General features: G+C 55.8%; 12 protein-coding genes. 5 read left to right on the plus strand and 7 right to left on the minus strand.

The genetic code is table 11. The features are described 5' to 3' along the window. Positions 1–179 precede the first annotated feature (179 nt). The 7 genes from lldD to SOM82_RS00595 form a co-directional block, all read right to left on the minus strand. Positions 180–1,367 (minus strand): FMN-dependent L-lactate dehydrogenase LldD, encoded by a 1,188-nt coding sequence (gene lldD / locus SOM82_RS00565; protein ID WP_320460676.1) that lies wholly within the window; start codon positions 1,365–1,367, stop codon positions 180–182. Beyond that, on the minus strand, positions 1,364–2,137 hold the full coding sequence (gene lldR / locus SOM82_RS00570) for a transcriptional regulator LldR (RefSeq protein WP_154128581.1): 774 nt from the start codon (positions 2,135–2,137) through the stop codon (positions 1,364–1,366). Before lldR ends, lldD begins: the two co-directional genes overlap by 4 nt. Beyond that, positions 2,134–3,789, minus strand: a complete 1,656-nt coding sequence (lldP, locus tag SOM82_RS00575) for an L-lactate permease (protein ID WP_154128582.1) — start codon at positions 3,787–3,789, stop codon at positions 2,134–2,136. The genes lldR and lldP overlap by 4 nt, the downstream gene beginning before the upstream one ends. Before the next feature lie 937 nt (positions 3,790–4,726). Then, positions 4,727–5,089, minus strand: coding sequence for a YibL family ribosome-associated protein (locus SOM82_RS00580; protein WP_154128583.1), 363 nt, complete (start codon positions 5,087–5,089; stop codon positions 4,727–4,729). A 58-nt stretch (positions 5,090–5,147) separates the two neighbouring features. Then, positions 5,148–5,738, minus strand: a complete 591-nt coding sequence (gene mtlR / locus SOM82_RS00585; protein ID WP_154128584.1) for a mannitol operon repressor MtlR — start codon at positions 5,736–5,738, stop codon at positions 5,148–5,150. Next, positions 5,735–6,883 (minus strand): mannitol-1-phosphate 5-dehydrogenase, encoded by a 1,149-nt coding sequence (gene mtlD / locus SOM82_RS00590; RefSeq protein ID WP_154128585.1) that lies wholly within the window; start codon positions 6,881–6,883, stop codon positions 5,735–5,737. Before mtlD ends, mtlR begins: the two co-directional genes overlap by 4 nt. Before the next feature lie 146 nt (positions 6,884–7,029). Further along, entirely contained in the window at positions 7,030–8,940 is a 1,911-nt protein-coding gene (locus SOM82_RS00595) for a PTS mannitol transporter subunit IICBA (RefSeq protein WP_320460678.1), read from the minus strand. Between the two features lie 655 nt (positions 8,941–9,595). Between SOM82_RS00595 and SOM82_RS00600 the strand changes: the two genes are divergently transcribed. The 5 genes from SOM82_RS00600 (at position 9,596) to selB (ending at position 15,121) form a co-directional block, all read left to right on the plus strand. Beyond that, positions 9,596–9,952, plus strand: coding sequence for a DUF3302 domain-containing protein (locus SOM82_RS00600; RefSeq protein ID WP_320460679.1), 357 nt, complete (start codon positions 9,596–9,598; stop codon positions 9,950–9,952). Between the two features lie 2 nt (positions 9,953–9,954). Continuing rightward, complete coding sequence (locus tag SOM82_RS00605) at positions 9,955–11,091, plus strand: HlyD family secretion protein (RefSeq protein ID WP_320460680.1); 1,137 nt, start codon at positions 9,955–9,957, stop codon at positions 11,089–11,091. 62 nt (positions 11,092–11,153) lie between these two features. After that, positions 11,154–11,762, plus strand: a complete 609-nt coding sequence (locus SOM82_RS00610) for a glutathione S-transferase (protein ID WP_320460681.1) — start codon at positions 11,154–11,156, stop codon at positions 11,760–11,762. Positions 11,763–11,864: 102 nt separating this feature from the next. Further along, the gene (selA, locus tag SOM82_RS00615) at positions 11,865–13,250 is read left to right on the plus strand and encodes an L-seryl-tRNA(Sec) selenium transferase (RefSeq protein WP_320460682.1); all 1,386 of its coding nucleotides are present in this window, start codon (positions 11,865–11,867) and stop codon (positions 13,248–13,250) included. After that, a complete protein-coding gene (selB, locus tag SOM82_RS00620; protein ID WP_320460683.1) occupies positions 13,247–15,121 on the plus strand; it encodes a selenocysteine-specific translation elongation factor in 1,875 nt (624 codons plus the stop codon). The genes selA and selB overlap by 4 nt, the downstream gene beginning before the upstream one ends. Positions 15,122–15,210: the final 89 nt, after the last annotated feature.

The following is a 15,210-nucleotide window of genomic DNA, read 5'->3' on the forward strand; positions in this document are numbered from 1 at the left end:
TCCGCGCTGTCCAGGGCCGAACTGGCTGCAACAATATACGCCTACTGGGATAGGCTCAAAAATGCGCGGGCAGAATAGCAGAAATTTCCCCTCACCCTAACCCTCAGCCACAGCGAGAGGTGACTTTCTTTTCTCCCTCTCTCTGTGGGAGAGGGAGAGGGCAACCGACCGCACTCAGCCTACGCCGCATCCCCTCGCGCCAATGGCGCCAGCGCCGCCGGTAATTTACTCAGCTCCTGCACCAGCGAATCCTTGCTGATTTCACCGATCGTTTTCGCGCCGGTCAGCGTCATGGCGACTTTCATCTCTTTTTCGATGAGATTCAGCAGATTCGCCACGCCGGCCTGGCCGTGAGTCGCCAGTGCGTAAAGATATGCGCGGCCAAGCAGCACGCTGTCTGCGCCAAGGGCAATCATGCGCACCACGTCCAGCCCGTTACGGATGCCGCTGTCGGCCAGAATCGCAATATCGCCCTTCACCGCGTCGGCAATGGCCGGCAGCGCGCGCGCGGAGGAGAGCACGCCGTCCAGCTGCCGCCCGCCGTGGTTCGATACCACAATCCCGTCTGCGCCAAAGCGTACTGCATCGCGGGCATCCTCGGGGTCGAGAATGCCTTTGATGACCATCGGGCCGTCCCAGAACTCGCGGATCCACTCCAGATCTTTCCACGAGATCGATGGGTCAAAATTATTCGCCAGCCAGCCGATGTAATCCTCAAGCCCTGTCGGTTTGCCAAGATAGGCGGAGATATTTCCCAGATCGTGCGGGCGACCGTTTACGCCCACATCCCACGCCCACTGAGGATGCGTTACCGCCTGCCAGTAACGACGCATGGCCGCATTTGTTCCGCTCATGCCGGAGTGTGCATCGCGGTAACGAGCGCCCGGCGTAGGCATATCGACCGTAAAGACCAGCGTTGAACAGCCTGCGGCTTTGGCACGCTCCAGCGCGTTACGCATAAAGCCGCGGTCGCGCAGGACGTACAGCTGGAACCACATCGGTCGCTTAATGGTCGGTGCCACCTCTTCAATCGGGCACACGGAGACGGTAGAGAGCGTAAACGGGATGCCTTTGGCATCGGCGGCGGCGGCGGCCTGAACTTCGCCGCGACGGGCGTACATACCGCACAAACCGACTGGCGCAAGGGCGACGGGCATCGCGAGCGTCTCGTTGAACAGTTTCGTCTCAAGACTCAGGTCAGACATATTCTTCAGCACGCGCTGGCGCAGGGCCACTTCGGACAAGTCTTCCACGTTGCGACGCAGGGTGTATTCAGAGTACGCCCCGCCGTCGATATAGTGGAACAGGAACGGCGGCAGGATGCGCTGCGCTGCGGCGCGATAGTCACTGGCTGCGGAAATAATCATGCTTTGTTCTCCCTGGAAATATCGTGATCGCCGGGCAAGCGGGTGATGCGCGCCTGTCGGGCCTGATCTTCATCGAATCGTTTAATGGTGGTATGGACGAAGCCCAGATGCGCCATCATTGCTTTGCGCGCGGCTTCCGCATCGCCCGCCAGAATGGCGTCAAGCACGGCCTGATGCTGCTCCGTGAGCTGGGCAAAGACCGGCGGGACGAGGTACATGCGCTGGCGGCTCTGTTTCACCGACGATTGCAGCAGATCGAAGAATCCCCGCATGGTTTGCAGCAGCACCACGTTGTGCGAGGCCTCGGCAATGGCGAGATGAAAACGCACGTCCGCCTGCGAGGCGATATCCGGATCGCTGCTTTGGGTGGCGTCAAAGCAGGCTTTAAGCTTCTCTTTATCAGCCTCGGTTGCGCGCATCGCGGCATGCCATGCGGTGCTGGTTTCAATGGCATGGCGGGCTTCCAGAATATCAAAGCTGTAGTCCGGGTCGTTCTCCATCAGCGTTTTAAGCGGCTGAACGATGTTTTGCTCGGACCAGTCGTCGTGCTGCCAGCGGACAAAAGTGCCGCCACCGCGACGGCTCAACAGCACACCCTCGCTCACCAGCGTCGCCAGCGCTTCGCGCAGTGAGTTGCGCGACACGCCAAGCAGTGCCGCCAGCTGACGCTCCGCGGGCAATTTCATGCCCGCTTCCAGCTGTTGTTCTTCAATCAGCGCCCGCACGCGAGAGGCAATCTCGTCGGACAGGCGTCTGGGCATCACTATCATGGAATCATCCAGGTTAAGACGTAGGCCTGCAGCGTGGTGATAACGCCCACCATGCAGGTGAAAATCAGGCTGTGTTTGACGGTAAATCGGAACAGGTCCGACTCTTTACCCACCAGTCCCACCGCCGCACAGGCAATGGCGATCGACTGCGGGGAGATCATTTTTCCGGTCACGCCGCCGGTGGTATTCGCCGCCACCAACAGTACGTCAGACACGCCGATCTGCTGGGCGGCGGTCGCCTGAAGCGCGGCAAAGAGGGCGTTAGATGACGTATCAGAACCGGTCAGGAACACGCCCAGCCAGCCGAGGAACGGCGAGAAGAAGGTGAACGCGTGGCCGGTATGGGCCAGCGCCAGAGCCAGCGTCGATGACAGGCCGGAGTAGTTCGAGATAAACGCAAACGCCAGCACCATTCCAATGGAGTAAATCGGCAGCGCCAGCTCTTTCAGGGTGCTGGCAAATGTCTGGATAGCAGCGGCGGGCTTCATCCGCAGCCACACTACAGACAGGATAGCCGCAAACAAGATTGCTGTGCCGGTCGCGGAGAACCAGTCAAATTTATAGACCGCGGCATACGGCGTCGCTTCGTGAACGACAGGTGGCATACGGGCAACCATCTTATCAAGGAACGGCACGGAGATATTAATCACCATGTCATACAGCGCGCCGCCAGGAGCGAACAGCGCTTTAAACGGCGGGACGCTCCACAGCGTTACCGTGGCGGTCAGGAACAGGAACGGCGACCACGCGCGAACAATCTGGCCGACGGTGTAATTTGTGCGTGCCAGCGTCTGATCGACCTGCGAGGCGCCCATATCGCCAAAGCGGAAGATGCGCACCGGCTGCCAGCGTTTGAGGAACAGGGTCAGGCATACCAGTGACACCAGGGAAGAGATGATGTCTGGCAGTTCAGGGCCGATGAAGTTAGAACTCAGATACTGCGCGATGGCAAAAGAACCACCCGCTACCACCACCGCAGGCCAGGTCTCTTTCACGCCGCGCCAGCCATCCATAATCGCCATGATCCAGAACAGGACGATAATTGTCAGGAACGGCAGCTGGCGGCCCACCATCTGGCCGATTTCGAAACTGTCTAAACCGGTGACCTGCCCGGCGACCAGAATAGGAATCCCCATCGCGCCGAACGCGACCGGTGCGGTGTTGACGATCAGGCACAAACCGGCAGCATACAGCGGGTTAAAGCCGAGCCCGACCAGCAGCGCGGCGGTGATCGCCACCGGTGCGCCAAAGCCCGCCGCCCCTTCGAGGAACGCCCCGAAGCAGAAACCGACAATCAGCATTTGCAGGCGCTGATCGGGCGTAATAGAGAGAATCGACGAGCGGATAATGTCGAATTGCCCGGTTTTGACCGAGATTTTATAGACAAACACCGCGGCGATGATGATCCACGCAATCGGCCACAATCCGTAGAAGAAGCCGTAAACCACCGAGGCCAGCGCGTGATCGACCGGCATTTTGTAGAAGAACAGCGCCACCAGCAGCGCGATCGCGACGGTGTAGGTTGCGGCGAGATAGCCCTTCAGCTTGAGTTTAATCAGCGCGAAGAAGAAGAACAGAATCGGTAGCGATGCGATCAGGCTCGACAGCCAGATGTTTCCGGCCGGATCGTAGTTTTGTTGCCAGAGGCTCATTGCAGGTCTCCTGAGGACCACACATTCCGCTTCGCGGTGAGTCTGCGCTCATCTCGGCGTCACAGTCTGTGTAAAAGTGGTCCTGCCAATAGTGTGATGTAGGGGTAATGACAATGAATGGTTAATTAAATGTTATAGATGGGCAATGATTTTGTGAGCAAAAATAATGGAAGTGTGAACCAGAGGAGTATTAGTTGGGAGATTGGTTGGGCCAATTTTAAGTGGTGAGGTTTGATGGCACCCCTCACCCTAACCCTCTCCCCATAGGGGAGAGGGGAGCGCACGGAGAAGTCTTTTCTCCCTCGCCCTATGGGGAGAGGAGAGCGCACGGAGAAATCTTTTCTGCCTCGCCCCTGTGGGCATAGGAGAGCGCACGGAGAAGTCTTTTCTCCCTCGCCCTATGGGGAGAGGGGAGCGCACGGAAAAGTCTTTTCTCCCTCGCCCCTGTGGGGAGAGGGGAGCGCACGGAGAAGTCTTTTCTCCCTCGCCCTATGGGGAGAGGGGAGCGCACGGAGACGTCTTTTCTCCCTCGCCCCTGTGGGCATAGGAGAGCGCACGGAGAAGTCTTTTCTCCCTCGCCCTATGGGGGGAGGGGAGCGCACGGAGAAGTCTTTTCTCCCTCGCCCTATGGGGAGAGGAGAGCGCACGGAGAAATCTTTTCTGCCTCGCCTCTATGGGGAGAGGAGAGCGCACGGAGAAGTTTTTTCTGCCTCGCCCTATGGGGAGGGGGAGCGCACGGAGAGTCTTTTCTCCCTCGCCCTATGGGGAGAGGAGAGCGCACGGAGAAGTCTTTTCTGCCTCGCCCCATAGGAGAGAGGGGAGCACACGGAGAAGTCTTTTCTCCCTCGCCCCTATGGGGAGGGGGAGCGCACGGAGAAGTTTTTTCTCCCTCTCCCCTATGGGGAGAGGGTCGGGGTGAGGGGCATGGGGATGAAAATCAGAACGCGGTCTTCGAAAAACCGGTCATCTCTTTCAGACCCATTTCACGACCCAGTTCCGTCATCGGGTGGACAACGACCAGGCCGCGCACGCTTTTCTTCAGCTTGCCCATATCGGCCTGTTCTTTTTTGGTAATGGCACGGCGATGCGGCATGTTCATCAGCTTTTGCGCTTCTTTACTCAGCTTTTGGCCTTTCACTTCACGCAGGCGCTCGATTTCGGTTTCCAGCGTCGCGATCTCTTTTTCAAGTTCAGCGTACTTCTCCGCGGACTCAACCAGCGACAGTTCAGCCTGCTGGTGGCGGATCAGATCCAGACGGTCGCTCAGGCGTTTAATTTCGTTCTTTTCGACTTCTTTCATCACATATAGCTCTAAAAACAGGGGAATTACAGGGAAGGATACACCAATGTGCGCAGGCTTACTTCTGAAACGCTTTTTTTAAGCTGATTCGGGAAATCAGCTCAGTCAGGGAAAGGACCATCGTAGAACGCACAACCTGTTGATAACGAAGCTTTTGCATCGCATAGAGTTCAGGATCGCTGTTCTCAAAATGAGGCGCCGGCGGCAGGGCGGATACGCAGTGTAATTCGCCGAAGGGTCCGAGAATTTCATCGTCGGTAAAAGCGTACTCATTACCGTCGTGATTCAACTCTTCGCGCAGCGCCATCAACAGCTCTGCATCCTCGTATTCAGGCCGACTGAGTACGCCGAGGCCATAAATCAGCTTCAGGCGAACCGATAAATCGCCCAGCGGTCCGTCGCCGTCCAGTAACGGTTCTACAGCATATTTTACCGCGTAGTCGTCTTTGCGGAACACCTGAAGTACCAGAATGTTCACCGCCTCGGTCAGTAACTCCACGGCGGCAATCAGGAAACTTCGTACGGTTTTGCCAGCATTCAGACGCTCAAGCACACGATTTTCAAAGGCCTGGGTTTGTTCCATTATTGCCTGCATATCTGACAATCTGTCGTTCGGGCGCAGGATGACCTGCGCCTGATCCTGAATCATTTGGTTGCGTTATATGCGTTAACCGCCTCCACAACCACATCACTGTTGGCCTCAAGGCCCGATATTTCTGCCAGCGCGGCCTGTGGACCTTTGCCGTCGATAAGCTCAGCCAGCTCCAGCGCCTGCGGATCCTGCTCGCTGCGATAATGCATAGCGGCGGCGATCCCTTTGACCAGGTTAGCGTGTGGCAGGCCGTATTCCAGCGTACCCAGCAGCGGTTTAATCAGTCGGTCGCCCGCGCTCAGTTTACGCAGTGGCTGACGGCCAACGCGCTCAACGTCATCTTTCAGATACGGGTTTTCAAAACGACCGAGGATTTTCTGAATGTATGCCGCATGTTTTTCGGCATCAAAACCGTAGCGTTTGATCAGAACCGCGCCACTCTCTTCCATTGCACCTTTTACCACCGCGCGGATTTTCTCATCGAGAATCGCATCACGAATGGTCTGATGACCGGCCAATTTTCCGAGGTACGCGGTTATAGCATGCCCGGTGTTCAGCGTGAAGAGTTTGCGTTCGACAAATGCCATCAGGTTATCGGTTAACTCCATACCCGGGATGGTTGGCAGAGCGCCCTTGAACTGCGTTTTATCGACAATCCACTCACTAAAGGTTTCAACCGTGACTTCCAGCGGATCGTTAGTGGCTGATTCTGACGGTGGGACGATACGGTCCACGGCGGAATCCACAAAACCAACGTGCTCTTCGACCCAGGCTTTATCTTCGTCGGCGACGGCAGCCAGAACGTGGCCTTTCAGCTGCGTAGTGCCGCGCACCATGTTTTCACAGGCGATAATATTCAGCGGCGTCGTGATGCCCTGTGCTTTACGTTTTGCCAGGCCTTTTGCCACGGCAGGCGCGATGCGCTCAAGCACCACAGGTCCTACAGCGGTGGTCACCAGATCGACGCTCGCAATCAGGTCAATAACGTCGTCGCCAATGCTGCTGACGGCATTCACACCCGAGACGGTTTCAACCAGCTCGTTTTCGCCCACCACGTGAACCTGATAGCTATGACGGGCATTCAGGGCGTCGAGCACCACTTGATTCACATCGGCGAATGTCAGCGTAATGCCCGCGTCTGCCAGCAGTTTGCCGATAAAGCCACGACCGATATTACCTGCGCCAAAATGTAATGCTTTCATAGTATTAACCTTCATCAATGTTTTTACCCGAGAGGGCTGGGGTGAGGCATTTCCCTCACCCTAACCCTCTCCCAAAGGGAGAGGGAATAGACCGCACCCCTGTTTTATTTCCTCTCCTGTGGGAGAGGCAGGGGCGAGGGCGAACGTTACTTGTTCAGCAGGGCCAGCACTTCTTCTACGCTGGTGGTCTGCGCCAGGCGCTCAATGACCGATTCATCATCCAGCGCGTTGGTCAGGCTGGTAATCACCTGAATGTGCTCATTGTTGCGAGCGGCGATACCAATCACCAGTCGGGCGATATCGTCTTCTTCTTCACCGAAGCGAACGCCGTCTGGATACTGACAGAACACAACACCGGTTTTGAGAACGCGATCTTTGGCTTCCACGGTCCCGTGCGGAACCGCAATGGATTCGCCCAGGTAGGTTGGGGTCAGTTTCTCACGTTCCAGCATGGCATCAACATATTCAGGCTCAACGTAACCGCCTTTCACCAGTTGCTCGCCGGCAAAACGAATCGCTTCTTCTTTGTGGTTCGCGGTACGGCCAAGGAAGATGTTTTCCGCACCCAGTCTGAACAGGTGGCTGTCGTTCGCATCGAAACTGTCTTTCAGGCTGTCACGGACTTTCACTTCGTTCTCAGTGTGGCGCTGAGCAGCAATCAGACGCTCGGTCAGACTGGTGTACAGGCCGCTGTCGAGGAAGTTGGTCAGCGAAATATGCTGTGCCTGTGGAACCTGACGCATCGCTCGTTCTGTCAGATCGCGGTGCGTGATGACCAGGTCAACATCCGGCGGCAGGCTATTGATAGCACTGTTGGTGACGGAGATATGGCTCAGGCCCGCGTCCTGAACTTTTTTACGCAGCACGCCAGCACCCATTGCGCTTGAACCCATACCGGCATCGCATGCGACGATGATTTTACGCACGTGGCTCAGGTCGTTAGACACATCGCCCGCTGACAGCGGAGTTACCGCGCCTTTGGATTCGGCTTTCATGTCATGCATACGACGGGTCGCGGCTTCGATGTCGTCTTCTTCTTTCACTTTGCTGGTTTTCAGCAGGATAGCGGAGACAACGAAGGAGACCGCCATTGCCGCACAGATGGCTGCGATGTTGGCGAAGTACGCGCCTTTTGGCGTCATCGCCAGAACAGCAAGGATGGAACCAGGGGAAGCCGGTGAAACCAGACCACCGCCCAGCACGCTCAGAGTGAACACGCCAGTCATACCGCCGAGGATAACGGCCAGGATCAGACGTGGATTCATCAGAACATACGGGAAGTAAATTTCGTGGATACCACCCAGGAAGTGGATGATAGCCGCACCGCCAGCAGACTGCTTAGCACTGCCGCGACCGAAGAACATATACGCCAGCAGAACGCCCATACCCGGACCCGGGTTCGCTTCAATCAGGAAGAAGATAGACTTGCCGAGATCATGAGACTGCTGAATACCCAGCGGTGAGAAGATACCGTGGTTAATGGCGTTGTTGAGGAACAGGATTTTCGCCGGTTCAACAAAGATAGACGCCAGCGGCAGCATGTCGTGCGCCACCATGAAGTTAACGCCAGCCGCCAGCACTTTGGACAGCACTTCGACCGCAGGACCAATGCCGAGGAACGCCAGAATCGCCAGGATCATACCGATGATGCCAGCGGAGAAGTTGTTCACCAGCATTTCGAAGCCGGATTTGATCTTGCCATCAACCCAGACGTCAAAACGTTTAATTGCCCAGCCGCCCAAAGGACCGGCAATCATTGCGCCGAGGAACATCGGCATATCCGCACCGACAATCACACCCATGGTGGTGATTGCCCCGACCACGCCGCCGCGGTCTCCGCCCACCAGGCGACCACCGGTATAACCGATGAGCAATGGCAGGAGATACGTAATCATTGGGCCAACGAGTTTCGCCAGCGTTTCGTTCGGCAACCACCCTGTCGGAATAAATAACGCGGTGATAATACCCCACGCGATAAACGCGCCGATATTTGGCATCACCATGTTGCTCAGGAAGCGACCAAAGCTTTGCACTTTGATCTTGATATCGGATGACATAAAACACCCCTTCTTATGTTTACACTGAGGCTTGCGGCCCGAGGTTTATCGTTAATGTGCGGCGGCAGAGGTAGCCGAGCCCTGTTCTGATGGTGTGAAATCTGGCACTGAATCGTTCAACTGTCCAGACAGCGAAAATTTGTGTGATCTCAATCACGTAAATGTAGGGGGTGAGGATAAAAATGAAGTGATTCTGATCACAAAAATGGCGTCTAAAAAAAATACAGCGCGGCTAAATCAGTCCTTATTGACGCTTAAATGTGACTGGAATCACGTTTTGATGGGTCGGATTTGTTGGTGCTTTGTGATCGTCTTCACAATAAATTTTAAGGCAGAATTCTCCAGGTGTGATCATCGGCATATTCTGCTTTCTCATTTCAGCCAGGCTGTAACCTGTTCCTTATCACTTTCATCAGAACGTCATCCCTTAGTGTTATGGCGATAATGCTTAATACGAGTTAATCTGCTAATGTAAACTTAAGTCTATTATTATTCATGATATATTTTGTCACGCTATTAAACTTGCGTGCAGGTATTATAGAAACAATACTTCCCGGCTCCGGATTATATATTTTGATGCTATTGTTACTCATTATATTAATTTGGTTGCTTATCATTTTATTTAAATAGTTGAAGATGTTTTAGTGAGGCAAATATGTTTCTTAACTATTTTGCGCTGGGCGTATTGATTTTCGTTTTTCTGGTCATTTTCTATGGAATCATAGCCATCCATGATATCCCTTATCTGATCGCAAAGAAGCGCAATCATCCCCATGCCGATGCGATTCATACCGCGGGCTGGGTGAGCCTTTTTACGCTGCATATCATCTGGCCATTCTTATGGATTTGGGCGACGTTATACCAGCCGGAACGCGGCTGGGGCATGCAAAACCATGTCGTGCAGCCAGGGGAACAACCCAATATAGACGCGCTTTCTCAACGTGTTGCCGATCTTGAAAAGCGGCTTGCCGCTGCGACAACACCCGCAGATAAAAACAGGCCGGAGCGCTAATCATGGATCTGTTAATTATTTTGACCTATGTGGCCCTGGCGTGGGCAGTTTTTAAAATATTTCGTATTCCGGTCAATCAGTGGACACTTGCCACCGCCGCATTAGGGGGCGTGTTCATTGTGGCCGGACTTATTTTGTTAATGAACTATAACCACCCTTATACCTTTACGGCACAAAAAGCGGTTATTTCTATTCCGATTACGCCACAGGTTACCGGAGTCGTTAGCGAAGTCACCGATAAAAATAACCAGCTCATTAAAAAAGGTGACGTGTTATTTAAAATTGACCCGACTCGTTATCAGGCCAGAGTGAACAGATTGCACGCTGATTTGGTGACCGCGACTTTTAATATTGATGTGATGAAAGGGCAACTTTCAGAAGCGGAAGCGAATACCACCCGCGTCGCTGCCGAACGCGATCGGCTGTATAAGGATTTCCAGCGCTACTTGAAAGGGAGCCGGGCGAAGGTGAATCCGTTCTCCGAAAGCGATATTGATAACGCACGGCAAAACTATCTGGCGCAGGATGCGATGGTCAAAGCCTCCATCGCCGATCAGGCGCAGATCAAGAGCCAGTTGGACAGCATGGTGAATGGCGAGCAGTCGCAGATTGCCAGCCTGCGAGCGCAGCTGACAGAGGCAACGTACAATCTCGATCAAACGGTGGTCCGCGCCCCAAGCGATGGTTACGTTACCCAGGTGCTGATTCGCCCGGGGACCTATGCTGCCGCGCTCCCATTGCGCCCGGTCATGGTGTTTATTCCCGAACAGAAACGCCAGATTGTGGCGCAGTTCCGCCAGAACTCTCTGTTGCGTTTAAAGCCAGGCGACGACGCCGAAGTGGTGTTTAATGCTCTGCCCGGACAAGTCTTCCACGGCAAGTTGAGCACTATTTTGCCCGTGGTGCCCGGTGGCTCGTATCAGGCGCAAGGTTCGTTGCAATCGCTGTCGGTGGTTCCGGGGACAGACGGCGTGCTGGCGACAATCGATCTGGACCCAAACGCAGACGTTGACGCGTTACCGGACGGCATTTATGCCCAGGTCGCGGTCTATTCCGACCATTTCGCTCACGTCTCGGTGATGCGTAAAGTGCTGCTGCGAATGACCAGCTGGATGCATTACCTTTATCTCGACCATTAACCTTCTGCTTTTTTTGTTGCCTGATCCATACTTACACTTTTGTTGGCGTAAAGGATCAGGCAATGAAACTCATCGGCAGCTACACCAGCCCATTTGTGCGTAAAATTTCGATTCTCCTGCTGGAAAAAGGCATCACATTTGAATTTGTGAACGAACAACCGTATCAGGCTGAAAATGGTGTGGCGCAGTACAACCCCCTGGGCAAAGTCCCGGCGCTGGTCACTGATGAGGGTGAGTGCTGGTTTGATTCACCGATTATTGCCGAGTATATCGAACTGCTGGGGATTGCCCCGGCGATGATGCCGCGTGAGCCCAAAGCGGCGCTGGCGGTGAAGCAAATTGAGGCGTTAGCGGATGGCATTATGGATGCGGCGCTGACATCTGTGCGCGAGCAAGCGCGTCCGGCTGCGCAGCAATCTGAAGCCGAGCTGTTGCGCCAGCGTGAGAAAATTAGTCGCAGCCTCGACAGTTGCGAACAACTTTTGCGCGACGGCAAACTGCAAACCGATACCTTAAATCTGGCGACTATCGCTATCGCCTGCGCGATCGGCTATCTCAATTTTCGTCGCGTCTCACCCGGCTGGTGCGTGGAGCGGCCGCTGTTGGTGAAGCTCGCCGGGACCCTCTTCCAGCGCGAAAGCTTTGCCCGCACTGAACCGCCAAAGGCTTGATGCGGGTTATAACACTTCCTTTCTGTTAGTTGTACAATCCCACAGCATGTGACTCCCTCTCCCGTCGGGAGGGGGGAAGATATCCAACCGCCAGGCGTTTTAATGACTACTCATCGTTCCCTTTACAGCCAGATCCCTGCGACCGACCGTCTGCTTCGCGATCCCCAAATCACGCCCCTGCTTGAACAATCCGGGCATACCCGCATGGTGGCGCTCCTGAATGTGATGCAGGACGAAGCCCGCCAGCACATTCAGACGCAAAATACGCTGCCGCAGTGGTGCGAGGACTGGGCGAACGAGGTGGAGAAACGTCTGGCCACGCAAGCGCGGCATGCGTTGCGCCCGGTGCTCAATCTGACGGGAACGGTACTGCACACCAATTTAGGACGCGCTCAGCAGGCTGAAGAGGCAATCGACGCGGTGACGCAGGCGATGCGGTCGCCCGTGACGCTGGAGTACGACCTCGACGGCGCGGGGCGTGGGCATCGCGACCGGGCGCTGGCCGATCTCCTGTGCCAAATTACGGGGGCGGAAGACGCCTGCATCGTGAACAACAATGCGGCGGCGGTGTTGCTGATGCTGGCGGCGACGGCGAATGGCAAAGAGGTGGTAGTTTCGCGCGGCGAACTGGTAGAGATTGGCGGCGCGTTTCGCATTCCGGATGTTATGCGCCAGGCGGGATGCTCGCTGCATGAGGTCGGCACGACTAATCGCACCCATGCGAAGGATTATCGCGCCGCGGTTAACGAAAATACCGCGCTGCTCATGAAAGTCCACACCAGCAACTATCACATCGAAGGCTTTACCAAAACGGTGGAAGAGGCGGAGCTGGCGGAGATTGGCCGCGAACTGAACGTGCCGGTGATCGCCGATCTTGGCAGCGGCTCGCTGGTGGATCTCAGCCTGTACGGCCTGCCAAAAGAGCCGATGCCGCAGGAGATGATCGCCGCAGGCGTCAGTCTGGTGAGCTTCTCCGGCGATAAGCTGCTGGGTGGCCCCCAGGCCGGGATTGTGGTTGGCAAGCGCGATCTCATCGCAAAGCTGCAGCAACACCCGCTGAAAAGGGCGCTGCGCGCCGATAAAATGACGCTGGCAGCGTTAGAGGCCACCTTGCGGCTCTATCTTTGCCCGGAAAAACTGGCGGAGCGTTTGCCGACGCTGCGCCTGCTGTCGCGGGATGCGGCCTCTATTCGCGCTCAGGGCGAGCTTTTACTGGCGCAAATCTCCGCTCATTATGCTGATTTCGATGTGCGCCTTGAGTCATGCCAGTCGCAGATCGGCAGTGGCTCGTTGCCGGTCGATCGACTGCCCAGCGCGGCATTAACCTTTACCCCGCGTGACGGTCGCGGCAGCCAGCTTGAGACGTTATCCAGGCGCTGGCGTGCGTTGACCACGCCGATTATCGGTCGCATTTACGACGGTCGCCTGTGGCTGGATCTGCGCTGCCTTGAAGATGAAAAACGGTTTCTGGAGATGATGCTGAAATGATTATTGCCACAGCGGGTCACGTTGACCACGGAAAAACCACGCTTTTGCAGGCCATTACCGGGGTAAATGCCGATCGTTTGCCGGAAGAGAAAAAGCGCGGCATGACAATCGACCTGGGCTATGCCTACTGGCCGCAGCCGGATGGTCGGGTGCTGGGTTTTATTGACGTACCAGGGCATGAAAAGTTTCTCTCAAATATGCTGGCAGGTGTCGGGGGCATTGACCACGCGCTGCTGGTGGTGGCGTGTGATGATGGCGTAATGGCGCAGACGCGCGAGCATCTGGCCATTTTACAACTCACAGGCAAGCCGCAGCTGACGGTTGCGCTGACGAAGGCGGATCGTGTCGATGAAAGCCGCATTGATGAGGTGCGCAAAGAACTTCAGGCAACGCTGGGTGAATACGGTTTTGCGGATACGCCATTTTTTGTCACCGTGGCGACAGAAGGGCGCGGAATCGAGGCATTACGTGACCATTTGCAGCAGCTTTCTGCGCGTGAACGCGCGAGCGATCATCGCTTCCGTCTGGCGATTGACCGTGCGTTTACCGTAAAGGGTGCCGGTCTGGTGGTGACAGGAACGGCGCTCAGTGGTGAAGTGGCTGTTGGCGATAGCCTTTGGCTGACGGGCGTCAATAAACCGATGCGCGTGCGCGGATTGCATGCGCAGAATCAGCCTGTTGAACAGGCCCACGCCGGACAACGTATTGCGCTTAACATTGCTGGCGATGCTGAGAAAGATCGGTTAACCCGTGGCAACTGGCTGCTGAGCGAGGCGCCTTGTGAAGTGTCTGAACGGGTCATTGTTTCTCTGCAAATGTTCACGCCGCTTGTGCAGTGGCAGCCGCTGCATATTCATCATGCTGCCAGCCACGTCACCGGGCGCGTCTCCCTACTGGAAAACGATCTGGCAGAGCTGGTGTTTGATACACCGCTGTGGCTGGCGGATAACGACCGGCTGGTGCTGCGGGATATCTCCGCGCGGGAAACGCTGGCAGGCGCGCGCGTGGTGACGCTCAATCCCCCGCGTCGTGGCAAGCGAAAAGCGGAGTATCTGCAATGGCTGGCAGCACTCGCCAATGCAGAAGATGACCGGGCGGCGCTGGCGGTGCATCTCGATCGCGGTGCGGTAAATCTTGCCGAATTCGCATGGGCGCGTCAGCTGAGTGATAGCGGTCTTCGCCAGCTTACTGAACAACCCGGTTTTATCCAGGCAGGGCAAAGCTTGCTGAATGCGCAGGTTGCTGCGCGCTGGCAACGAAAAGTGCTGACCACGCTTGCAACGTACCACGAGCAGCATCAGGACGAGCCGGGGCCAGGGCGGGAACGCCTGCGCCGGATGGCGCTGCCGATGGAAGACGATGCGCTGGTGCTGCTGTTGATTGAGAAGATGCGCGAAAGCGGCATGATCCATAGCCATCACGGCTGGCTGCATCTGCCCGATCACAAAGCGGGCTTTACGGCGGAACAAGAAGCGGTCTGGCAGAAAGCCGCGCCGTTGTTTGGCGATGAGCCCTGGTGGGTGCGTGACTTAGCCCATGAGACGATGACCGATGAGCAGGTGATGCGCCAGGTGTTGCGGCACGCGGCGCAGCAGGGGCTTATCACAGCGATCGTCAAAGATCGCTATTACCGCAACGATCGTATTGTGACGTTCGCCAGTTTGATCCGCGAACTGGATCAGGCGAAAGGCTCAACCTGTGCCGGGGATTTTCGCGATCGGCTTAACGTCGGGCGTAAACTGGCGATTCAGATCCTCGAATATTTTAATCGCATTGGCTTTACGCGTCGTCGCGGCAATGATCATGTCTTGCGTGATTCATTATTGTTTCCCGAAAACCGACCCGATGCGGAAAAAGAGTCGCGCGATTGAATCCGTGATACCCGTCGTAAAGCTGTAAGCGGCTGGCGAGAAAATCGCCAGCTATGACTACCCTTGTTAGACATCAACAGCAAGGAGAC

It is taken from the genome of Lelliottia sp. CFBP8978, from assembly GCF_034046055.2.
Lineage (GTDB): Bacteria > Pseudomonadota > Gammaproteobacteria > Enterobacterales > Enterobacteriaceae > Enterobacter.